The 21,989-nt window shown below is 60.8% G+C and carries 21 protein-coding genes; 9 read left to right on the plus strand and 12 right to left on the minus strand.

The window, feature by feature from the left end; genetic code table 11:
- Window positions 1-119 precede the first annotated feature (119 nt).
- Window positions 120-398: a hypothetical protein gene (locus AC1RLZ_RS03455; protein WP_493187467.1), complete on the plus strand. Its 279-nt coding sequence runs from the start codon at window positions 120-122 to the stop codon at window positions 396-398.
- A 200-nt stretch (window positions 399-598) separates the two neighbouring features.
- Here AC1RLZ_RS03455 and rsmA read toward each other — a convergent pair whose 3' ends face one another.
- The 6 genes from rsmA to lptF form a co-directional block, all read right to left on the minus strand.
- Window positions 599-1,471 (minus strand): 16S rRNA (adenine(1518)-N(6)/adenine(1519)-N(6))-dimethyltransferase RsmA, encoded by an 873-nt coding sequence (gene rsmA, locus AC1RLZ_RS03460; RefSeq protein ID WP_493187468.1) that lies wholly within the window; start codon window positions 1,469-1,471, stop codon window positions 599-601.
- Complete coding sequence (gene pdxA / locus AC1RLZ_RS03465) at window positions 1,468-2,472, minus strand: 4-hydroxythreonine-4-phosphate dehydrogenase PdxA (RefSeq protein WP_493187469.1); 1,005 nt, start codon at window positions 2,470-2,472, stop codon at window positions 1,468-1,470. Before pdxA ends, rsmA begins: the two co-directional genes overlap by 4 nt.
- A 41-nt stretch (window positions 2,473-2,513) precedes the next feature.
- Complete coding sequence (locus AC1RLZ_RS03470; RefSeq protein WP_493187531.1) at window positions 2,514-3,443, minus strand: SurA N-terminal domain-containing protein; 930 nt, start codon at window positions 3,441-3,443, stop codon at window positions 2,514-2,516.
- 94 nt (window positions 3,444-3,537) lie between these two features.
- Window positions 3,538-5,940: an LPS-assembly protein LptD gene (locus AC1RLZ_RS03475; protein ID WP_493187470.1), complete on the minus strand. Its 2,403-nt coding sequence runs from the start codon at window positions 5,938-5,940 to the stop codon at window positions 3,538-3,540.
- Between the two features lie 104 nt (window positions 5,941-6,044).
- Complete coding sequence (gene lptG, locus AC1RLZ_RS03480) at window positions 6,045-7,142, minus strand: LPS export ABC transporter permease LptG (protein ID WP_116662414.1); 1,098 nt, start codon at window positions 7,140-7,142, stop codon at window positions 6,045-6,047.
- On the minus strand, window positions 7,139-8,308 hold the full coding sequence (gene lptF, locus AC1RLZ_RS03485) for an LPS export ABC transporter permease LptF (protein WP_493187471.1): 1,170 nt from the start codon (window positions 8,306-8,308) through the stop codon (window positions 7,139-7,141). The genes lptG and lptF overlap by 4 nt, the downstream gene beginning before the upstream one ends.
- A gap of 528 nt (window positions 8,309-8,836) precedes the next feature.
- Between lptF and AC1RLZ_RS03490 the strand changes: the two genes are divergently transcribed.
- The 3 genes from AC1RLZ_RS03490 (at window position 8,837) to AC1RLZ_RS03500 (ending at window position 11,478) form a co-directional block, all read left to right on the plus strand.
- The gene (locus tag AC1RLZ_RS03490; protein ID WP_493187472.1) at window positions 8,837-10,339 is read left to right on the plus strand and encodes a leucyl aminopeptidase; all 1,503 of its coding nucleotides are present in this window, start codon (window positions 8,837-8,839) and stop codon (window positions 10,337-10,339) included.
- A 9-nt stretch (window positions 10,340-10,348) separates the two neighbouring features.
- Window positions 10,349-10,801 carry a DNA polymerase III subunit chi gene (locus AC1RLZ_RS03495; protein ID WP_493187473.1) on the plus strand — a complete coding sequence of 151 codons (453 nt, stop codon included), beginning with the start codon at window positions 10,349-10,351 and terminating at the stop codon, window positions 10,799-10,801.
- A gap of 167 nt (window positions 10,802-10,968) precedes the next feature.
- Entirely contained in the window at window positions 10,969-11,478 is a 510-nt protein-coding gene (locus AC1RLZ_RS03500) for a hypothetical protein (protein ID WP_371422943.1), read from the plus strand.
- A 38-nt stretch (window positions 11,479-11,516) separates the two neighbouring features.
- Here the strand turns inward: AC1RLZ_RS03500 and AC1RLZ_RS03505 are convergent, their stop codons facing one another.
- From AC1RLZ_RS03505 to AC1RLZ_RS03515, 3 genes are all read right to left on the minus strand, one after another.
- Entirely contained in the window at window positions 11,517-13,379 is a 1,863-nt protein-coding gene (locus AC1RLZ_RS03505) for an ABC-F family ATP-binding cassette domain-containing protein (RefSeq protein WP_371422944.1), read from the minus strand.
- A gap of 78 nt (window positions 13,380-13,457) precedes the next feature.
- Complete coding sequence (locus tag AC1RLZ_RS03510) at window positions 13,458-13,643, minus strand: hypothetical protein (protein WP_493187474.1); 186 nt, start codon at window positions 13,641-13,643, stop codon at window positions 13,458-13,460.
- Window positions 13,644-13,816: 173 nt separating this feature from the next.
- Window positions 13,817-14,080: a sulfur globule protein precursor gene (locus AC1RLZ_RS03515; RefSeq protein ID WP_493187475.1), complete on the minus strand. Its 264-nt coding sequence runs from the start codon at window positions 14,078-14,080 to the stop codon at window positions 13,817-13,819.
- A gap of 279 nt (window positions 14,081-14,359) precedes the next feature.
- On the opposite strand from AC1RLZ_RS03515, the gene ndk reads away from it, so the two are divergent.
- On the plus strand, window positions 14,360-14,782 hold the full coding sequence (ndk, locus tag AC1RLZ_RS03520) for a nucleoside-diphosphate kinase (protein WP_371422947.1): 423 nt from the start codon (window positions 14,360-14,362) through the stop codon (window positions 14,780-14,782).
- A gap of 102 nt (window positions 14,783-14,884) precedes the next feature.
- The gene (locus AC1RLZ_RS03525) at window positions 14,885-15,718 is read left to right on the plus strand and encodes a TerC family protein (RefSeq protein ID WP_493187476.1); all 834 of its coding nucleotides are present in this window, start codon (window positions 14,885-14,887) and stop codon (window positions 15,716-15,718) included.
- Window positions 15,719-15,791: 73 nt separating this feature from the next.
- Here AC1RLZ_RS03525 and AC1RLZ_RS03530 read toward each other — a convergent pair whose 3' ends face one another.
- Window positions 15,792-16,766, minus strand: a complete 975-nt coding sequence (locus AC1RLZ_RS03530) for an autotransporter outer membrane beta-barrel domain-containing protein (RefSeq protein ID WP_493187477.1) — start codon at window positions 16,764-16,766, stop codon at window positions 15,792-15,794.
- A 660-nt stretch (window positions 16,767-17,426) separates the two neighbouring features.
- Here AC1RLZ_RS03530 and AC1RLZ_RS03535 point away from each other — a divergent pair.
- On the plus strand, window positions 17,427-17,630 hold the full coding sequence (locus AC1RLZ_RS03535; protein WP_115029019.1) for a cold-shock protein: 204 nt from the start codon (window positions 17,427-17,429) through the stop codon (window positions 17,628-17,630).
- Between the two features lie 119 nt (window positions 17,631-17,749).
- Here AC1RLZ_RS03535 and AC1RLZ_RS03540 read toward each other — a convergent pair whose 3' ends face one another.
- Complete coding sequence (locus AC1RLZ_RS03540) at window positions 17,750-18,133, minus strand: hypothetical protein (RefSeq protein ID WP_493187478.1); 384 nt, start codon at window positions 18,131-18,133, stop codon at window positions 17,750-17,752.
- A 285-nt stretch (window positions 18,134-18,418) separates the two neighbouring features.
- On the opposite strand from AC1RLZ_RS03540, the gene AC1RLZ_RS03545 reads away from it, so the two are divergent.
- Together AC1RLZ_RS03545 and AC1RLZ_RS03550 are read left to right on the plus strand one after the other, a co-directional pair.
- On the plus strand, window positions 18,419-20,341 hold the full coding sequence (locus tag AC1RLZ_RS03545) for an adenylate/guanylate cyclase domain-containing protein (protein WP_493187479.1): 1,923 nt from the start codon (window positions 18,419-18,421) through the stop codon (window positions 20,339-20,341).
- 102 nt (window positions 20,342-20,443) lie between these two features.
- Window positions 20,444-21,025: a TetR/AcrR family transcriptional regulator gene (locus tag AC1RLZ_RS03550; RefSeq protein ID WP_493187480.1), complete on the plus strand. Its 582-nt coding sequence runs from the start codon at window positions 20,444-20,446 to the stop codon at window positions 21,023-21,025.
- Here the strand turns inward: AC1RLZ_RS03550 and AC1RLZ_RS03555 are convergent, their stop codons facing one another.
- Window positions 21,026-21,976: a fatty acid desaturase gene (locus tag AC1RLZ_RS03555; RefSeq protein ID WP_493187481.1), complete on the minus strand. Its 951-nt coding sequence runs from the start codon at window positions 21,974-21,976 to the stop codon at window positions 21,026-21,028.
- Window positions 21,977-21,989: the final 13 nt, after the last annotated feature.

Here is a 21,989-nt window from a genome sequence, read left to right on the forward strand (position 1 = left end):
GGCGCGCCCAGCAGCCTTTGTCGCCATTGCGACCAGGAATAGATTGAGAACGCGTTCCCGGATTGTAAGGTTGATGTAATCCTGGCGTCCTAAGACCCCCCGAAAGAGGGGATTCACAAGTGACGCAGGTCATCGCCACAATGACTCGCAACAAAAAGAGGGTGGATGTCGACGAGCTTATCTGGCTGATCCACCAAGAATTACTCGCCCGGGTTGGTAAAGGTAAGTCGTTCTCATTCTCCATCTCTCCGGACAAAGAGCATGGCTGGGCCGTGCGTACTCGTGTGGGCGGTCGTCGACTCCATCCGATTGTCCAGACTGCTCTGAGTGAGATTGAACTCGAGTTTCAAGAAAAATATTCGATCCCTCGCGACTTGCTCTTATTTGAGGGTGAGTAATCTGTAGACCGTCGGTGCGGGTAGCAATGGAGTGCCGACGCTCATGGCGTGCGGATATGAGTCCTTGCTGCGCGGCGGATGCTGATCCGCCTGAGGCGCGACCGGTCCGGAGATGCTTGCTCCGGGATGGGTTCGACCACCACCTGCAGCAGCGCACGCCTGCTCCATGTGCGCGGCGATTTACAGTCCTGCGCGGGACATCACGGCGCCGGCGTGATGCTCTTTGTCTTTCTGATCTCTGACAATTCGCGCGCCATCGCGACAAAGCCCGACACCGGAACCGTCTCGGCGCGCCGGGTAACGTCGACATCGGCAGCTGCGGCGAGCCGCTCCGGATCGACGCCGAGGGACTTCAGGCTCTGCCGCAGCATCTTGCGGCGCTGATTGAACGCCGCAGCCGCCACCTGTTCCAGCAAACGGCGTTCGCAGGCCTCGGGCGCCGCACGGGGAACGAGGCGTACGACGGATGAGGTGACCTTTGGCGGCGGCGTGAAGGCGGCCGGCGAGATGTCGAACAGAATTTTGGTTTCGGCGCGCCAGTTCGACAGCACGCCGAGCCGGCCATAGGCTTCGTCATCTTCGACGGCGACGATGCGTTCGGCGACCTCGCGCTGGAACATCAACACCATCATGTCGTACCAGGGCGGCCACGGTTCGGTGCACAGCCAGTCGATCAAGAGCTGAGTGCCGATATTATAGGGCAGGTTGGCGACGATTTTGGCACGCTCGCCTGATAGCATCGGGCGCGGATCGAAGGTCTGGGCGTCGCCGATGACGATCTCGAGCCGACCAGGATAGTGCGCGGCGATTTCCTTGAGCGGGCCGAGTGCGCGCTCGTCACGTTCGACCGCGATAACGCGTTTGGCGCCCGTCGCCAGCAATGCGCGGGTGAGGCCGCCAGGACCAGGGCCAATCTCGATGACCGTGCAATCTTCCAGCGGGCCGGCGGCGCGTGCGATGCGTGCGGTGAGATTGAGATCGAGTAGAAAATTCTGGCCGAGCGATTTGCGCGCCTGGAGATCGAAACGTTTGATGACGTCACGCAGCGGCGGCAGATCGTCGATCCCGCTCATGCGGATTGTGTCGCTGCCATGCGGGCTGCGAGTTTCAGCGCCGCAATCAGGCTCGACGGATTGGCGCGTCCGGTGCCGGCGATGTCGAAGGCCGTGCCGTGATCCGGTGAGGTGCGGATGAAGGGAAGGCCGAGCGTGACGTTGACGCCGTGATCGAAGGCGATCGTCTTGATCGGGATTAGTGCCTGGTCGTGATACATGCAGATCGCGCAGTCATAGGTCGAGCGGGCCGCCGGATGAAACATCGTATCGGCCGGCAACGGACCGCGCACGTCAATGCCCTCGTTCTGCAGCACCGTGACCGCATGCATGATGATTGTCTGTTCCTCGGTGCCCAGCGATCCGTCTTCGCCGGCATGCGGATTGAGCCCGGAGATGGCCAGCCGCGGGCGACGGATCCCGAAGCGGGTCTTCATGTCGTTGACGACGATGCGCGCGGTGGCGGTGATCAGTGGGGCGGTCAATTGTGCGATGGCGTCACGCAGTGAGACGTGGATCGTAACCGGCACCACGGCCAGTTCCGGTGACCACAGCAGCATCACCGGAAGCGGCACCTTGCCGTCGCGCGCGGCGAGTTCGGCGAGAAATTCGGTGTGGCCAGGGTGGGTGAAACCCGCGCGGTAGAGCACACTCTTGGCGATCGGATTGGTGACGACGGCGCTGGCGTGGCCGGCTTCGACATCGGCGACGGCCTGGCGGATCGAGGCAATGGCTGCAGGCGCGCTGGAGGCGTCAGGCCGACGCGGAGGCGCCGTAACGGTCTGGCCGATCGACACCACCGGCAATGCGTCAGCGAATATCTCGGTGGCCCGAGCGGGCGTTGCATCGGCCAGCTTGACGTCGAGGCCGAGTGTCCTCGCGCGGTCCGCCATGAAGGCGCAGTCACCACGCAAATAGAACGGGGGCAGGTCGAACTCGCGCCGACGGAGCCAGGCGGCGATAGCGATGTCCGGGCCGATGCCAGCCGGTTCGCCCAATGTCAGCGCAAGAGGTTTGGTCATGGTGCCGCCCTAAGCCAGTCGCGGCCTAAGCCGGATCGGAACTAGCGATATTCGATCATCGCCGCCTTGCGCAAATCCTGCAGGTAGGATTTCGATTTCGCCTCGAATTTTTCGGCGAACATCTTGTCTCGGACTTCACGTTTCTTCGGCGTATCGACCTTGGTCGGCTTGCGCGCGCACAGGGCGACCATTTCGACGCCCTGGCGGGTCACTTCCGGGGGCGTGAGACGTCCGATCGGGGTCTTGTCCAGCAGTTCTCGCAGCGATGGCGGCAGATCGGCAGAGGTCTTGACGACCGTATCGCGGATGGTCGCATTCTGCATCGACTTGAAGGTACGGTTGGCGTCTTCGCAGCTCTGGATGCGCTCGCGCAGCCCTTCGGCTTCCTTGTGCCGCGCTTCCATCACGCCGGACGCCGCACCGCGGGGCACGACCAGCACAACAGGCCGCATCTGATATTCGAATGCTTCGGTCGTGGCATCGCCACCGGCGCTCTGGACGGCCGCATCGACTTCCTTTTCACCGACCTGCAGGCTCTGCTTGAAGCGCCCACGGACGATCGCGTTCCAGACCATGTCGGCCTTCAAACGGCTTTTCAATGTGTCGGGGCGGATGCCTTTGGACGCCAACGACTGCACCAGCTGATCTGGCGTGAGGCGCATGCGCGAGCTCATGTTCTGAAACGCACCATCGACTTCCGAGGCGGCCGGATCGACGCTGTATTTCTTGCCTTCCTTGATCTTCACCTTCTCGTTGATCAGTTCGTCGATCACGTCCTGGCGGCTGTTCGTCTTCGCGCCTGACAGCGCATTCAACTTGGTGCGCTGTTCGATATCGAAATTGGTGATGGGCTCGCCATTGACCATGACGGCGACGGACTGGGCCTGAGCCGGTGATCCCGCGCATATGAGAAGGGTAACTGCCGTCGCCAAAGTGGCTTGCAGAACGCGTCCGGAAATCATCGTACCCATCATTGTCAAAACCGCGGTGTCAAAGCTCTCTTGAAAGCAGAATTCGCATACATCGCGACGGAAAACGGAGATTTCACGGCACAGGGAGCCAGGATCAGTAAACGGTGCCGTTACCGCCAGCAGCCGTGGTATTTCCGAGCGTCCGCAGGCCAATCTGGAACATAACGGAGTGGCTCAGAACTGGCGGCGTGCTCAGGTTACTCACGTAGTTGTAGGACGTGACATAATTGAGGGCGAGTACGAAACAGTCGTCCACATAGCCTGCGCCGACCGTGTACTGGTTGATCTTGTTGGCTTCAAGGTCCCAGCGTGCGCCACCGGTGACCACCCAGTTAGATGCCAGTTTGATCGAACCGGTGCCAAGGAGGCCTTCGCGGCGGGTGAGGTAGCCCAATTCCGCCTGTGGGGCGTAATTGCCATACATCAGACTGACGGACCAGCGGTCGAAGCTGGCGCGACCTTCAGCCTCAAAGCGGGAGACATTGCCGGTCGCTTCGTCGATCCGCGCGCGCGTGCTGACCGTGTAGGTGCGGTTCGGCGAATAGGCCAGGCTGGCGACGTAGTCTGACCGCGAGGTGGCCAGTCCGGAGTTCACGCCAGTGTTGGTCGTATCGGCGACTGCGAACGAGTTCAGGCCGAAGAGTTGATAGGACTGGCCGAACAGGACCTTGACCGAACCGCCACGATCGAACTGCGTGGTGGCCTGCACGCCTACGTTGGCGCGGCCGCCGCCTTCGACACGGTCATAACCGGAGAACTTGTTGACGCTGAAGAGATTGCTCGCATCGAAGCTCATGCTCTGCGCGTCTTCATTCGGCAACTTGCCGGCGTAGGTTTCGTTCGGACGAATGATCACCTGAGCGATGGGCTCGAGTGTCGTGGTGCCCCACGGCTGAACGTTGATGAAGGGATAGCGATATTCGAGGCCTACGGTCGGCATCACCCGCAACGCGGTCGTGTCGCCGGTCGGCAGGAAGTTGGAGACGCCGGGCTGGTTCGAGATCGAGGCATCGATCGCATCGACGCGCAGGATCGCGAACGGCGTGAAGATCTGGCCGAACGAGTCGGTATAGGAACGGCGCCACTGTGCCTCACCAGTCACGCGGGTATAGGTACCAGGAACGCCATTCATCAGGCAATTTTGAGGTGTCCGCAGAGCCACGTCTGCGGACTGCAAAAGACATGGGTTCAAACCGGCGCTGATGCTGGTGGATGGGTTTACTGCGGTATTAATCGGCGTGAACGCTGCCTGATCACGGCTCAGGCTGGTCATGTTGAACTTGTAGCTGAACTCGCCGCCAAGAATGTTCTGGTTCAGGACGTTGTTGTAGTCGATCACCGGATGGATGACCGGGACCTGGCTCTGATTACCGGAGAAGCTCAGGTAGTAGATTGTGCGGGCATCGAAGAAGCTGCGCTTGCCAACGCCCGTCAGATAGAGCTGCGAAACGGCTTCCGTTTGCAGGTTCAGGAATGAGGCATAGGGATCCCGGTACATCGACAGCCGGTAGTCCTGCAGGAAGTTGTAATCGCTCAGTGCGACCGCATCCCAGCCCCAGACCCACTTGTCGTTCAGCGCGAATTGGCCCTTCGATTCGACACCGCCGCGCCAGTCCTTCTGGCCAACCGTGCCGGCGTATGCATTCGGATCCTGCTGATTGATGCCGTAGGCGCGGATCTGGTAGGCGCCATCCATCAGGCGCTGCCGGAACTCGCCCTGCATCAGCAGGCCCTGCCGGGTGGTGTAACGTGGCGAGATCGTCGCGTCGTAATCAGGTGCGATCGCCCAGTAGAACGGCGTTTCGATGCCAAAACCATAATTGGTGTTCTGCGAGGGCGACGGCATCAGGAAGCCGGTCTTGCGCTTCACCGTCGGATCGGGCGTCGAGAAATACGGGATGTAGGCAAGGGGCACGCCGAAGAACTCGATCCGGGCATCCTCGAAATACATCATTTTCTCGGTCTGGTCGTGGATGACACGGGCACCCTTGACCTGCCACAGTGGCGGCTTCTTCGGATCTTCCTTACAGGCGGCGCAGGCAGTGTAGACACCGTTCTGGAACACGGTGTAGTTGCCGGCGGTGCGCTCGGCACGTGTCGCGGCCATGCGAGTCGCATCCGCGGTGTCGACACGGAGCGAATCGACGAAACCGTCGCGGTAGTCGTCGCTGAGGTCGAGCAGGTTGGCGTAGGTGATCTTGCCGTCCGCGTCCGTCATCCGGACATTGCCTTCGGCATGCAGGCGCTTGGTCTTCTGGTCGTAGATGACCTTGTCGGCCTCGACCGAGGTGCCATTGTAATACATCTGCACGTTGCCGACGGCGGCGACGCGCGAGTTGTTGTAGTCGTAATTGACCTCGGTGGCCTGCACCAGCATCTGCCCGGTCTGGGCGGCCGGCGGCGGCTTCGGCCGGGTGGCCGGGCGGTTATAGGTGAAGCTCTGGGCGTGGACAGGCGTCGTCGCAGCGGCGCCAAGCGTCACGGCGACACACATCATAGTTGCAGCGATCGACGTAATCGCGCGAGACGCACGTCCGCAATCTGCACAAATGTGCAGTTTCGAGATCATTTTCCGCGCACGGAGGGCGGCAAACACAGCCACTACCCGTCCTCCTGGTACAACAAGGCCAAAAAGCCGGTGAGACCGCCCACACACACAGGCAGCCACGCCGCAGCAATCGGATGCATCAACTCAGCCTTGCTCAAATCTTCCGTAACTTTCGACAGAACGTAGAGCAGAAAGCCTGCGCCCACGCCACTCAAAACCATCTTCTGGACACCGCCCATCCGAAAGAACCTCAGGCTCACAGAAGCGGCCAGCATCACCATCGCAACCAGCAAAAATGGCTGTGCGATAAGCTTATGATACTGCAAGCGATACCCCGCCGTCGCGAAACCCGAACTTTCGGAGGATTTGATATACGAAGGAAGTTGCCAAAATGACACTGTTTCCGGGGTCGAAAAACTGTTTCTGACCTGCAGCGGGGTCAGGGTCGTGGCCAGGTACATGCTGTCCTGTTCGACCACGGGCGAATCGAGGGTGTAGCGCCGCACCCCTTTGAACAACCAGCGGCCGGGCTCCAGCGATGCCTCGCGAGCCTCGATCCGTTCCTTGAACTGGGATTCGGTGTCGAAGCGGAACACGGTCAGGCCGGTCAGACGGACGCCCTGCTGCTCGCTGCGGGCAGCATTGATGATGGATTGGCCCTCGCGGTTGACCTGGTTGATCCAGAAGCCGGAGGCGTCCTGGACGCCGCCGCCCGGGGCATCGCCGAACATCTGGGCCTCCATCCGCTTCGATTCCTCGCGAAGGTTGGCCGACAGGGGGTTGTAGCCCACGGTCGCCAGCACGCCCAGGATGAGGGCGCTGGCCAGCGCAGGGGAGATAAACTGCCAGGCCGAGACGCCGGCTGCGCGGGCGACCACCAGTTCGAGCCGTCGCGACAGCGCGAGATAACAGGTCATGGCGCCGATCAGGATGCAAAACGGCATCATCTTCTCAAGCAACTGCGGCACCCGGTACAGTGATGTCTGCGCCACCATCAGAGCGGAGGCCGATGCCAGCCCGGAGGTGCGCCTGACCATCTCGATATAGTCGACCAGCACCAGCAGCATGAAAATGCTGATGAACACGCCAAGAGCTGCCACCAGGAAGCGACCGGCGAAATACCTGCCGATGGTGTTGGTGATCATGCTCATGCGGTGGCTGGCCGTCGGAAGAGGCGCAACAACCGTTCGTTGGATCTGTTGATTGCTTCAACCAGCTTCGCCGGCGGTTCCACCACGATGCCGGCAGAGATGATCCAGAAGCTGACGCCGATGGTTGTCGCCAGCAGGGCATATTGAAGCGGTGCCGCGAAGTCCGACTTCGCTGCCACGACGGAGCAGGCAAAGCCTGCCATGCGCAGGCCGAACACCGCAGCAATCGCGCTGCCCATCGAGAAGTTGCGGCTCTGCCGCGTAGTCCGTGGCGAGCCCAGGAATGCAAAGGTCAAGGCAGCAAAGGCCAGCGGATAAATCGGCGCCATCAAGCGGTCGTGCATCTCGGCGCTGAACTGCCGCGGCACCTGCTTGTAAAGCGGGTCATCGACAGGGGGCGCCATCAATTCCCAGAGATAGCGTTCACGAATTCCGTAGGTGACGTCCTGACTGCGATTGGAGAACTTCGACATATCGAAAGCATAGCGGCCGAACGCCACCATGGCGGGGTCGGTCTTGCCTGTCTCGAAACGCTGCAGATTGCCGTCTTCCAGGATCAGGAATGAGCCGTCGCCATTCTTCAGCACCGTGCCGTGGTCCGCAATGATGGTGACGCGCTCTTTGGGATCGCGACGATCATCCACGAAGATGCCCACCAGCAATCCGCCGGGCTGGCGCTCCCGGACCCGGATGGTCAGGTTCTGGTCGAGCTGCGCGAAGCGGCCTGGCTGCAGGATATTCGCCAGCACGTCGGCCGTGATCTCGGCGTCCCAGCGCTTCAGCCGGCGCATACCATCCGGTGCCAGATATGAGCCGATGAAAGCCACGAGCAGCGAAACGACCATTGTCGCGAACAGAAAGGGACGAAACAGCCGTCGCGGCGACAGGCCGGCGGCATTCATGACGATGATTTCGGAATCGGTCGCGAGCTTGGTCAGGGTGTGGGACACCGCGATCATCAGCGCGATCGGAGCAATGATCAGAACGAGAACGGGAATCGCAAGGCTGGTGACGCCGAGGAAGGTCAGAATGGTCTGACCCTGGCTCGTCATCAGGTCGATTCCGCGCAACGCTTGCGTGATCCAGATCACGCCTGTCAGACTGACCAGAACCACCGCAAACGACGCCAGCGTCGTGCGGAAAATATACTTATCGATAGACCCCATCGGTCCGATCAATCCCCGTTCCGGCCGCTAAAGTCGCCCGCATGCCCAATCCCGCAAGGAGAGCCCCGAGGACATGCTGCGCTCTTCAGAAGCCCACTCTCTCACTTAGCATCCCTTTGATTGGTCAACAAAATGGCCGGGGGATGGCTCGCTCAAGATATGGTTAATTATGTGCCCGATGTGGCCCTTGGGCCACTGAAAGGGCCTTTCCACACGGGTGGTAGCTGGAACAGAGGAGCTGGCGGGGCGCATTCGTTGGCAAGGTCTGTGCGTACGGGCGCTGCGGACACATCCGGACACAGGCAATGTCCGAATCGGAGATGTCGGGTCTCCTCGATTTCTCTCCGGGGAAACACAAGAAAACTATCAATAAAACTATCAATAAAACTATCGATCCTTGGCGGTTTCGGTCAGAACCTGTCTTGACGGTTCACGCTCTGACGACAACAAAACACTTGAACCCCGCCGCACCGACCGGATTCCGCGCCGACCCCTGCGACAGCCCTGATCTTTCTGGAGGAATTTGCCATGCCCGACGCCGTCAAGGTCGGCTTCGTTCCGTTTGCCACTGCCGTGCGCGGTGCTCTCGTGGTGTTCTGTGACGAAGCATTGAAATTCGGCCCAGCCGCGACCAAGGCTCTCGGAGACGCAGCGGCGATCGTGAAACGCGCAGCCGCGACCAGCAAGTTCAAGGGGAAGAGCGCATCGGTGCTCGACATCCTGGCCCCCGACGGCATCAAGGCGTCGCGTCTCATCGTGATCGGTACTGGCAAGCTGACCGATCTGAAGGAAACCGATTTGCTTAAATTCGGCGGCGTGCTCGCCGGGAAGGCCGGCGGCAGCAGTGATGCGGTGACCATCATTGCGGAATTGGCGTCGGGGGCGATGACGCCAGAGCAGGCGGCATCGGTCGCTTCCGGCGTATTGCTGCGCGCTTACAAATTCGATCGTTACAAGACCAAGAAGAAAGATGCCGACGAGGCGTCCGGCAATGTCACGTTTTCGTTGGCTGTCAGCAACGTCGCCGCAGCCAAGAAGGCCTTCGCGCCGGGCAATCATATCGTCAACGGCGTTGTGCTGGCCCGTGAGCTTGTGAACGAGCCGCCGAACGTGCTGTTTCCCGCCGAATTCGCGCGCCGCGCCGGTGAGTTGAAGAAGCTCGGTGTCACGGTCGAAGTGCTCGACGTCAAGGCGATGACCAAGCTTGGCATGGGTGCGCTGCTCGGCGTGTCCCAGGGATCTGTACGTCCCGGCCGCATGGTGGTGATGCGCTGGAACGGTGGCAAGAAGGGCGAGCAGCCCGTCGCCTTCATCGGCAAGGGCGTGACCTTCGATACCGGTGGCATCTCCATCAAGCCGGCCGGCAGCATGGAAGACATGAAGGGTGATATGGGCGGCGCAGCCTGCGTCGTTGGCCTGATGCATGCACTCGCGGGCCGCAAGGCCAAGGTCAACGTCGTCGGCGCCATCGGCATCGTTGAGAACATGCCGGACGGCAACGCGCAGCGTCCGGGCGACATCGTAACGTCGATGTCCGGTCAGACCATCGAAATCATCAACACCGACGCTGAAGGCCGCCTCGTACTGGCCGATGTGCTCTGGTATGTGGCGAAGAAGTTCAAGCCGAAATTCATGGTCGATCTGGCGACGCTGACCGGCGCGATCATGGTCGCGCTCGGTACCGAATATGCCGGCATGTTCTCCAACAACGACGAACTCGCAGAGCGTCTGTCCACCGTCGGACAGGCCACCGGCGAACGCGTCTGGCGGATGCCACTCGGTCCGGAATATGACAAGCAAATCGACTCGCAATTCGCCGACATGAAGAACACCGGCACGCGCAACGGCGGCTCGATCACTGCGGCGCAGTTCCTGCAGCGTTTCGTCGACGATACGCCGTGGGCGCATCTCGATATCGCCGGCACCGCCATGGGTGCGCCGAAGACCGAGATCAATCAGAGCTGGGGCTCGGGTTACGGCGTGCGGCTGCTGGATCGGCTTGTTGCCGACTATTACGAGGCGAAGAAGTAGTCCGACACGATGACCGAGGTCCTGTTCTATCACCTACAGAACATGACGCTGGAGAGCGTGCTGCCGCCGTTGCTCGAGAAGTCGCTCGAGCGCGGCTGGCGTGTTGTCGTGCAATCCACATCGGAAGAACGCGCCGATGCGCTCGATGCGCATCTGTGGACCTATCGTGACGATTCATTCCTGCCGCATGCCACCTGGCGTGTGGCAGACGCGGCGGATCAGCCGATCGTTCTCGCGATCGAAGAGGGCAATCCGAATCGTGCCCAGGTCCGGTTCCTTGTGGACAGCGCGCCGGTGCCGGCGGATGCCGACAGCTATGAGCGCATGGTGCTGGTATTCAACGGCGATGATGCCGATGCACTCGCTGCAGCGCGAGCAGCCTGGACTGACTGCAAGGCAAAGGGCTTTACCGCCACTTACTGGCAGACCGATGAACGCGGCCGGTGGCAGCGCAAGAACTAGCCGGCGATTGGCGATCCGCTGCAATTAATGATAATTGCAGATTTCCTCACCGGTATCTGCCGCTGTGTCATGGTGGTGCCGCAAATGAATGATGTTACAGGCGCTTATCGCCTGTCTGGGGTTGCGTAATCGTGCGACAAGAAAAGCTTCATCGAAACGGACTGCTCGTGCTGCTGCTTGCTGCGCCATTGCTCGCTGGCTGCGCTGGTGTGGGCGGTGACGCATTCTCCACGGATCTGCTGTCCAAGGATGCCGACTGGTTCTCCAAGCCGGGCCGCGTGTTCATCAAGAACGTTTCGATCGAGACACCGCCACTCTCACCTGAGCAGGCCGTCAGTCCGCAGGATCTCATCAGCGCGGACGGCGCGTGCCCGGGCATGGCGCCACGTGATGCCAACGCGCTTGCGGATGGTACCGCAGGTGCACCGGCTCAAACCGGTGTCGTGGCGCTCGGCCATACCGAATGCGACGTCGCGCGTGGTGCAGGCGCACCCGACAGTGTCAATCTCTCGACCAACCCGCGCGGCGATCGCGTCGCCGTGCTGACCTATCTGCGTGGTCCGCGCGCCGGCATCTATACATTCACGGCAGGCCGTCTGACTGTTGTCGAACGCGGGCCGGAAGTCGAGCAGCCGAAGACCGCGCGTCCTAAAGCCAAGAAGCGCGCCGCGACCTGATCCCCTTGAAGATTTAGGAGCAAGCGACGACTGTGCTCTCAGCCGTTCGCTCCCTCATGGAGCGAACTTGCAGTGAGCCATTGCTCTTCGGCGCGTTGCAATGCGTCTGCCGCAGCCGCGCGCGCTTTGCTGAGCTGGGTGGCCTGCTTCGGATCCTTCTTGAAGAGGTCGGGCAATGCCAGGGCGGTATCGATCTTGGCGATGATGCCGGTGATGCGTTCCATTTCGGCTTCCGCCTCGGCGACCTGCTGCTTGAGCGGAATCTTTTTCTCTTTGGGCTTCACCAGCTTTTCGCGATCCGTACCGGTGCGGTCGCGCGTCGGCGTGCGCATGCCGCGGGCCTGCATGACGACCTTGCGATAGTCGTCGAGATCGCCATCGAAATTGGTGACGGTGCGGTCGGCCACCACCCAGAGCTGGTCTGCGCAGGCCTCGATCAGATAGCGATCATGCGAGACCATGATCACCGCACCTGGGAATTCGTTGATCGCTTCGGCGAGCGCCGCACGGCTGTCGATATCGAGATGATTGGTCGGTTCGTCCAGGATGATCATGTTCGGACCGTAGAAGGTCGCGAGCCCCAGCAGCAGGCGCGCCTTCTCGCCGCCGGACAGGCTCTTCACGACCGTATCCGCAGCCTTGCCGGAAAAGCCGATATTGCCGGCGCGGGCGCGGATCTTTGATTCCGGCATGTCCGGCATCAGCTTGCGCACGTGATCGTAGACGGAGTTGTCCATCACCAGCTCGTCGAGCTGATGCTGGGCAAAATATGCGATCGACAATTTGTCGGCCCGGGTGATCGATCCCGAAAACGGCTGCAGCTTGTTCGCCAGCAGCTTGACCAGCGTCGACTTCCCGTTGCCGTTGGAGCCGAGCAGGGCGATACGATCCTCGGTGTCGATGCGCAGTGTCACCTGAGTAAGCACCGGCTTGCCGGGCTCATAGCCGACCGACACATTGTCCACCGCAAGGATCGGCGGTGACAGGATCTTTTCGGGCGCAGGGAAGACGATCTCGCGCACGTCTTGCGTCACCAGCGCTGAGATCGGCTTCATGCGCTCCAGCATCTTTACGCGCGATTGTGCCTGACGTGCCTTGGAGGCCTTGGCCTTGAAGCGATCGACGAAGTCCTGCAACCGCTTGCGCTCGGCTTCCTGACGCTTGACGTTCTTGGCGTCGAGCGCCTCCTTGTTGGCGCGGAATTCTTCGTAATTCGAATAGGTCCCGCGATAATGCACGAGCTTGCCGCGGTCGAGATGCAGGATCTCGTTCACGGACGTATCGAGCAGGTCACGGTCATGGCTGATGACGATGACTGTGCGCGGATAGTTGGCAAGATGGTCTTCGAGCCACAGAGTGCCTTCGAGATCGAGATAGTTGGTCGGTTCGTCCAGCAGCAGCAGGTCCGGCGCCGAGAACAGCGTCGCTGCAAGCGCAACGCGCATGCGCCAACCGCCGGAGAATTCGGAACAGGAGCGCAACTGGGCTTCAGCCGAGAAGCCGAGGCCGCTCAGGATCGCCGCGGCACGGGCGGGCGCGGAATGGGCATCGATATCGACAAGGCGGGTCTGGATGTCGGAAATCCGCTCCGGATCGGTGGCTGTGTCGGCTTCCTTCAGCAGAGCATCGCGCTCGAGATCAGCTTTCAGCACGACGGAGATCAGGCTCTCGGGACCGTCAGGTGCTTCCTGGGCGAGGCTGCCGATGCGCCAGCGCGGCGGAATCGAGATACTTCCGGTTTCGGTAGCCAGATCGCCACGGATGGCATGAAAAAGGGTCGATTTGCCGACTCCGTTGCGGCCAACGAACCCCACGCGGGCCCCTGGCGCGATCTGTACCGTGCTCTCGTCAATGAGCAGGCGTCCGGCAATCCGGATCGAAATGTCTGTGATGGAAAGCATGCGGGGTTGTCACCGCTGCGACGCACAAAGGCAACCCCGATTTGGTCGCTAACGGTGCCTAGCAGATCAATTCTGCCGTTAACGGCTTCTGGTGCTCTCATCCTGCTGCCGCATCTGGTCGATCAGCATCTGCAGATGGGAGGGCAGAGCCTCGTCGTCCGGACCGATGTCCCGGCGCAGCCGTTCGCCGATGGCATTGCAAATCGCCGCGCTGGTGGTGCGGTCGATGTGATCTTCGCCATCATTGGTGAACTGGTTTTGCATTGTCTTCCCGGTGCTCGTGGCAGTTGAATGACACCAAGGCAAGTCGCGCGGGCCGAAATTGTTTCAAGATTTACGGATTTGAGGCTGTTTGAGACAAAAATCGATGAATCGTCCACAGATCTACAGAAAGCCCGGCCGTGGGAGCGGCCGGGCGGTATCATCTGCAGTGGGCGTCAGTAGCAGCGATTGACGAGCCGCCAACGCGGCCCCCACGGGGTCGGAACGACCCGGCGAACGAGGCATCCGCCACCGCCATAGCCGTAAACCGGCCCGCCGATGAAGCGTGGTCCGCCCCAGCCGTGATGCCACCCGCCTCCATGCCAGCCCCCACCGTGCCATCCGCCATGGCCGCCCCAGGCGGAAGCCGAGGTCGGAGCCAGCGCCGCGGCACCCAATGAGGCCGCTGCAACCAAAGTCAGTGCGATCTTGCGGAACATTTTAATCTCCTCTGGTTCGGCGCGTCTTGCGCCTGCGGTGAACATGGCGCCCGGGGAAAATGCCGTTGACCGGGGTCATTGCAGGCAGTCTAGGCCGGGAAACCTGAACCGGATCGTGCCAGTCCTGTCAGGAATGGTTCATGTGGATGACATCTCGGTAATTTCGAGCGCGGGATCTGCCAAAATGGGGCCTGCGACATTTGGACGGATCGCTTGCCGTTCCCAGATAGCGTCGATATAAGCCGCCATCTTCCAGCGACTGTTATTCAAGGAAAAATCATGGCTATCGAGCGTACCTTTTCGATTCTGAAACCCGACGCGACCGAGCGCAATCTGACCGGTGCGATCAACGCGTTGATCGAAAAGGCCGGCCTGCGGATTGTCGCGCAGAAGCGCATCCGTATGACCCGCGAACAGGCCGGCATTTTCTACGCCGTTCACAAGGAACGCCCGTTCTTCGGCGAACTGGTGGACTTCATGACCTCGGGTCCCGTCGTTGTGCAGGTGCTGGAAGGCGAGAACGCCGTCCTCAAGTATCGCGACGTGATGGGCGCAACCGACCCTTCGAAGGCCGCCGACGGCACCATCCGCAAGCTTCACGCCAAGTCGATCGGCGAGAATTCGGTGCACGGTTCGGACGCTCCGGAAACTGCAGCGATCGAGATCGCACAGTTCTTCTCGGGCAACGAGATCGTCGGTTAACTCAGACTGACATTGCGACAAGGTTGCGGGGCGCGGGGGCGCGCCGCAACCAAGCCGGCCAAGGCCGGATGAACCATCACCAACACTAGACGGGGGCACGCTGTGGACTGGATGCTGCAAATTTTCGATCCGGCGACGATCAAAACGGTCTTCGCTCAGTTCCAGCTTGAAATGCAGCAACCTGCGTTCTGGCTTGCCGTCGGCAAGATCATCTGGATCAACGTATTGTTGTCGGGAGACAACGCGCTGGTGATCGCGCTGGCCTGCCGCGGCCTCGAGCCGAAGCAGCGCATGTGGGGCATGATCCTCGGTGCAGCTGCGGCCGTAATCCTGCGTATCATTTTCACCGGCATCGTCGCCACATTGATGGAACTGCCCTACCTCAAGCTGGTGGGTGGTCTCGCGCTGATCGTGATCGCGGCCAAGCTGCTGGTTCCCGAGCAGGAAGAGGAGGACGGCGTCAAGGCGGCTTCGCATCTGTGGGCCGCTGTGCAGATCGTCGTCGTCGCTGACATCGTCATGAGCCTGGACAACGTCATCGCCGTGGCCGCCGCAGCCAATGGCAGCGTGCCGCTGTTGATCCTTGGCCTCGCCATCAGCGTCCCGTTGATCGTCGCCGGCGCTGCCCTCATCATGGCGCTGCTCACCCGTCTGCCGGTTCTGGTCTGGCTCGGTGCGGCTCTGCTGGGCTGGGTCGCGGGCGAAGTCATCGCGACCGATCCAGCGATTCTGCCGCTGCTGCACAGCTTCTTCAGCGGCTCGCTGGGCACCGGCCTCGACAGCCTGATGTCTTCGCTGGGCCTTGGCGTTCGCTTCGCCAACGGCGGTCACGGCGGCGAGATCGTCTGCGGCCTGATTGGTGTCGCTGTGGTGCTCGCTGTCGGAACGCTGTGGCGCCGCCGCAGTATGTCTGCACATGCTGAGCAAGCAGCCTAACTGAACGAAAGCTCAAAGCGGGCGAGGGGCTATGCCCGTCGCCCGCTTTTTTGTTTCTAGAATCTGGTCATTTCTAGAACTTGAATTCGACGCCCAGCGCCCCCTGATGGGACTGCGAATAGGCGCGGAACTTGCCATCGTAATTGAGATAGAGACGTACGGTGTTGCTGAGGCTCAGCGACGCTGATGCGCCGGCATCTGCGCCGTACTGGCTTTCGCCGATCCCCTGAACGGTGATGCTCTCGGCACCGAGGCTAACGGTAACGGCACTGAAGCTCTGATGCACGTTGTCGACGAATTTGGCATAGCCCGACAGATCCAGAATCTTCTGGTCGAAGATCCAGTAGCGCCCGACTTCGGCGCCAATCAGGATACGCGCGCGCTCCGCTGACGCGCCGCTCGCATTGACAGGGTTGAGGCCGCCAAGCTCCTGCATCGATCCGGTTGTGGCACGGGTATATTCGAAAGCAGCCTTGGGCACGATCCGCGCCTGCTCATAGCTCCAGTAGTAGCTCAGTTCCGTGAGGGCGCCGTCGATCCGCGCATTGTAGCCGGCGCCGGCGAGCCCCAGGCCCGTATCGCGGCGCGAGTTGATGTCGCCGAAGCCGTGCACCAATGCGATTGCCCAGGTCCATGCGCCCTCGTCCACCGAGGCATTGACGCCGATCTGTGTGAGGTCGAGCGTCGCAGATTGCAACGCGAGCGGGACGTCGATCGCGGTGTGGCTCTGATCGACCGACAGTCCGACATTGACGCCCGGCATCAGTTGCGCACCGATCCCGGCGACGCCGCCAATGGTCCGGCGCTTGTCGCCGACGAAATCCCCGATCGCGCTGGTATGCGCGCCAACGCCGTAGAATTCGGCCCAGCTTCGGAAGCGGGGCGTCTCGGCGGTTTCCGATGCGCCGCCGCCGCCGGGATTGGTGCGCGACGCCCTGCTGAAGCCGTAGCTTGCCTGATCGCCGATGCGCCGCAGGAACTGGCTACCGAGATCGCTAATGGCAATGCCGGCGGATTGTCCGGCATTAAAGTCCGTCGATGAGGGCACCGGTGCGACTGCTGGCGGTGGTGTCGTCGGTGGCGGTGTGGTTGGGGGCGGCGTGGTAGGCGGTGGTGCGACCTGGGCAGATGCGAGCGAAGGCGCGACAAGAAGCGCGGCTGCGAGGCCGAGCAGGATAGTCCGAGGTTGCCAGCCGGCAGCTGGGGTCCTGTCCGTTCGGGCGTATCGCGATGGATCGCGCATCATGACTCTTTTCGAAATTGCCGCGGCCGGCCGTTCGATTACGGCGAAGCATACGCGATCCCTTCAGCGTTGCCGCTGCGCATTGGACGCCTCCTGTGGCGATTGACGCCTATTGTTGTGCGATTGCCACAGCAGATTCGTATCGTTTTTCAGCGCGTTATGGTCATTCGCGCAATCTGGCCGATGATGTTTCATTCCGGCTGGCCGGGTCAGAGATCGGGCATACGGCATCTCGATGAGCGCGACCGACGCGCGGTTGCGCTGGTATCAAAACTTCGGTCGCAAGAAGCCGGAGACTTGCCTAGCCGAAATTTTCATGTTGGAATTCTTGCACAATCGGATCTAGGCCGTTCGACTGTGCGTTTTGAGAGCAGGACATTCAGCAGACACCGGGAAGCCCGCTTGTGGCGTGGCACGCATGATGCGTGGCCGCGTCTTTTTTGTATCTAGATCGGGAGACAGACGATGCAGAAGGGCACCGTCAAATGGTTCAACCCCACCAAGGGTTATGGCTTCATCAAGCCGACTGTAGGCGACAAGGATGTCTTCGTGCACATCTCCGCCGTCGAGCGCGCGGGCCTCAGCACCCTCAATGAAAACCAGACCATCGAATACGACCTGGTGGAAAATCGCGGCAAGACGTCCGCCGAGAACCTCAAGGTCTCATAACTGAGTTTTGGTCTGCCGGCCTTGATATACGAGCCGGCCGACTGCTGTTGCCCCGGGGCAAGCCGGCCCTTTTGTAACTCCGGTGCGGATTGCACCGAGCCGGAGGGGCTTTGCCCGCATCAGCCTTTCTTCGGCTTCTTTGCCTTTTTGGCCGTTTTCTTGGCGGGCGCAGCCTTCTTCGGGCCCTTGTCCTTCTCGGCGCTCTGAGCCTTCATCGCCTGGGCTGCTTCTGCGATCTGAAGAGCTTCAACGGCCTTACGCATCGCTCGCGCATAGCTATCGGCAGCATTGTCAGCGGACATTTGAAGGCGCTTTGCGGCGGCCATCCCTTGCTCCGTCGCGTCCTTTGCCAGTTGCTTGAAGTGATCCTTGGCGGTCTTGTCCTTGGCCTTGGCGGCCAGGCCAGTATAGCGATCGCGTCGTGCCTTGACGGCTGCCATCAGTGTCTTGTTTTGCTGCTTAGCAGTCTGCCGGATGATCACATCCAGATCGGCGCCCGTCATTCTTGATTTCCTTAAGTGACAACCAGAATAGTCAATTGTTTCAATTATGCAGTTGCCATTGAGGCATTGCAATCGTCGCAGCTCGTGGCGCTTGCCAACGCACTGGACGAGGGGAGTTCATTGCCGGATGTCGTAAGCACGGATCGGGTTTCTTTACCGTAAAGATACTCGCCAATTGCGTTTGCCTGACGGAATCATGATACCGCGAGACTTCCCGTCCGGCGCAGCCAGATCCGGCCTGTCGATATGCGGTGCCAGATTGGCTGGCGTGTGGAGCATCCTGCGATGACGGTGCCGGCGAGATCGCGTTTCCGGATTGGCTTCAGGACGTCGATCATTGCGTTGTTCGTCGGCGTCGTCCTCACGGTCGGCCTGGTGCTGGTCTATCTCAGCTTCAGCAGGGTGAATACGATCATCCGGACGGCGGCGTCGTCGTATCTCAGTGTGGTCGCGCAATCCGCGACCGATCGCATTGATGCGCAGCTCAAGAGCGTTCACGACAATCTGGATATTCTGCGCGGTATCACGTCGGTCCAGTCCGCCGAGCTCAAGAATAATCCGCGGCTGAACATCCTGCTGGCGTCGATGCTACGTAACAACAAGCAGCTCTACGGCCTGTATATGGGATATGAGGACGGCTCGTTCCTCGAAATGGACCTGATCGACCGAACGGGAGCCGAGGTGAAGGCTCGTTTCGGGGCACCGAACGGAGCCAGATTTCGCCTGTTCACGATCGTGAAGGCGGGCGATTTCGGGCCGCTTCAGACGACAACGACGTTTCTCGACGATGCGCTGCAACCCTTGGCAAGTCTGTCCGGTCCCGTCGATTTCGATCCGCGCGCCAGGCCATGGTATCGCGGCGCCTTCGAGGCCAATGCCAGTCTGTTGACGGAGCCCTATATTTTCTATGAGACCGGCGACATCGGCTATACGCTGCGAATGCCGATCGCGGGAGGCCAGCAAGGCGTTGTGGCCGGCGATATCCTGCTCAGTGAAGCCGAGGCCATGCTGCGCAAGCAGCAGCTCGGACATTCGGGCATGGCCTACCTCTTTGATGATGCCGACCGGGTGCTGGCGCATCCCGAAATGTCCCGGTGGCTTGAAGCCACGAGTGTGCCGAACAAACTGTCGGAGCTGCCGCGACTGAGCGATGTCGATACGATCGGCGCAACTGCCGCCATCAAGGCGTGGCGCCAGAGCGGCGTTGAGCAGCAGTTCTTCGCTGACAGCAGAGGGCGTGCCTATGCAGCCGCATTCAGGCCCGTAGAGATGGCCGGATCGGCCAATCTTCGTGTCGGCTTCTTCGCGCCGCTCGATGAATTCTATGCCGAGATAGAGCAGGAGAAACGCACCCTTTTCATTCTCGCATTTTGCTTCGTCATCGCCGCCGTGCCGATCGCGTTCTGGATCGGCAACAAGCTGTCGCTGTCCTTGCGGATTCTGGCGCGCGAGGTGGATCGGATCCAGAACTTCCGGTTCTCGTCCATGCCGCAGCTGCATTCGCCGATCCGCGAAATCGACGATCTCGGGCGATCGGTCTTCACCATGCGCACGCTGGTGCAGACATTCTCGAATTTCGTTCCCAAGCGCCTAGTTCAGCAACTGGTGGAAACCGGCACGGCCATGCAACTAGGCGGAGAGCGTCGCGAGGCGACTATCCTGTTCACGGATGTCGAGAATTTCACGGGGATGACGGAGAACGAGGATCCGACACGGGTGATGCTCTACACGTCGCGCTACTTCGCTGCGATCTCGGACGTCATCGCCACCCATCAAGGTACGGTCGACAAATATATCGGCGATGCCGTCATGGGGCTTTGGAACGCACCGATCGAACATGCGAACCATGTAGCGCAGGCCTGTGCCGCCGTACTCGATTGCGTCGAAGCCAATCGCAAGCTCAACGAGGAGTTCGAGCGCGAGGGTTGGCCGGTCTACAAGACCCGGTTCGGCCTGCATGTGGGCGATGTCATGATCGGCAATATCGGGTCACCCGATCGTATGAACTACACGGCGCTCGGAGCTACCGTCAATCTCGCTTCGCGGCTGGAGACGCTCAACAAGGACTACGGGACGAGCGTTCTGGTCAGCGGGGCCGTCAAGGAGCGGGTGGACTCGTTGTTTCTGTTTCGCAGCGTCGCCCTGATCAAGCCGAAAGGGTTCGCGTCGGAAGTTCAGATCTATGAGCTGATCGGGGTGCGAAACTGACATTTCGTCGCATCGCTTGATCAACGTGCAATTTATTTCTCCGATCAGCGGGTGCCGCGATATAGTGAGCGAATGGCAGCCGGTGGAGAAAAAATTGCGACGATGACCGACGTGAACCCGGTACGGCGAGGTCGTCCTCGATCGGTCGAGACCGAGGATGCGATCCTGGAGAGCGCCTATCGCATGATGGCGGCCGAGGGGCTCGCCGCCACGACCATTGATGCGATCGCGCGGGATTCCGGCGTCTCCAAGATGACGATCTACAAATGGTGGCCGTCGCGCGAGGCGGTGCTGATCGACGCATTCCTGCGACAGGCATCGACCATGCTGCCGCTTGCCGAGAGCGGCGATCCACTGACGCGTGTAACCAAGCATGCCGCCGCCTATGTCATGGCGCTGAACGGCGATTTCGGGAAGGTGCAGTTGGCTGTCATTGCCGAATGTATCTCGCGCACCGGTTCTGCGAAAATCTTCTCCGAGCGCTATCTCGCAATCCGCCGGGACATATCGCTGGCGATTATCAAGGACGGCCAGAAGGACGGCAGCATCAATGCCGCGGAAACGGCCGGCGATCTCTATGACCGGATCTATGGCACGCTATTTTATGAGTATGTTTTTGGATTTCGGCCGCTGACTGCCGATTATGCGCGCAAACTCGTCAAATCCGTGCTGTCGGCCCGATAATCAGATGCCGCCCTGCCGCGCGCGGCGAAACCAGCGCCATGTCTCCCGGGTGACGGCCCGGTAGCCCTGACCGCGATGCGCGATACGCTCGTCGATGATCGCATTGAGCCTCGGCAGCGCGTGGAACGGGACCGACGGATAGGCGTGATGCTCGACATGGAATGGCATGTTCCAGGTGAACCACTTGGTCAGCGCGTCGGTATAGGTGGTGCGGGTGTTCTCATAGGCGCTGCGGGTGCGCTCGCAGCCGGTGTGTTCGGCATAGAGATAGGGCCGCAGGAACAGCTGGCCGACATAGAGCGGAACGAGCCAGCACCACAGCAGCATCGTGCTCCCAAATGCGACGGAAGCGATCAGCAGCGCGAGATAGACGAGGGCATAGATGCGCGCCTCGCGCACCACCATGCCCTGCTTGGCTTCAGGGATCCACGGCGCCACGGCGTGCCCGGTTAGGGCACGGCGGAATAGCAGGCGGATCCGGTTCGTCAGCTGCACGATGCCGGTATAGGCGATGGCGAGCTTGGTGTCCGATGACGGGATGGTCGCGGTGACAAGCTCGGGGTCGCGGTCAGGATCCTGCGTGAAGCGGTGATGATCCCAATGAAACAGCGCATAATGTTCATAGGGCAGAACGATCATCAGCGACGAGGCGTGGCCGAGGATTTCGTTGAGGCGGCGGCTTGTGAACACAGTCTTGTGCGCAGCCTCATGCACGGCCATGAACAGGAAGGCTATGAGATAGCCCTGAATGAAGATCAGCGGGGTTGCCCACATCACGCCGTAACGGTTGGAGATCTGCCAGATGAGCGTCCCCACAAGGGCGATCAGGGCGTAGTGGCTGATCGAGCGAATGAGCCCCGGCAGATTGGCGCGCACCGACAGGTGCTTCAACTGTGCAGGCGTCAAGGCGCGGCCTTCGATCTTGCCATGGCTAGCAGCATCCATCGTCATCTGGTCATTGCCT

Source organism: Tardiphaga sp. GW822-FHT04G09, assembly GCF_058800725.1.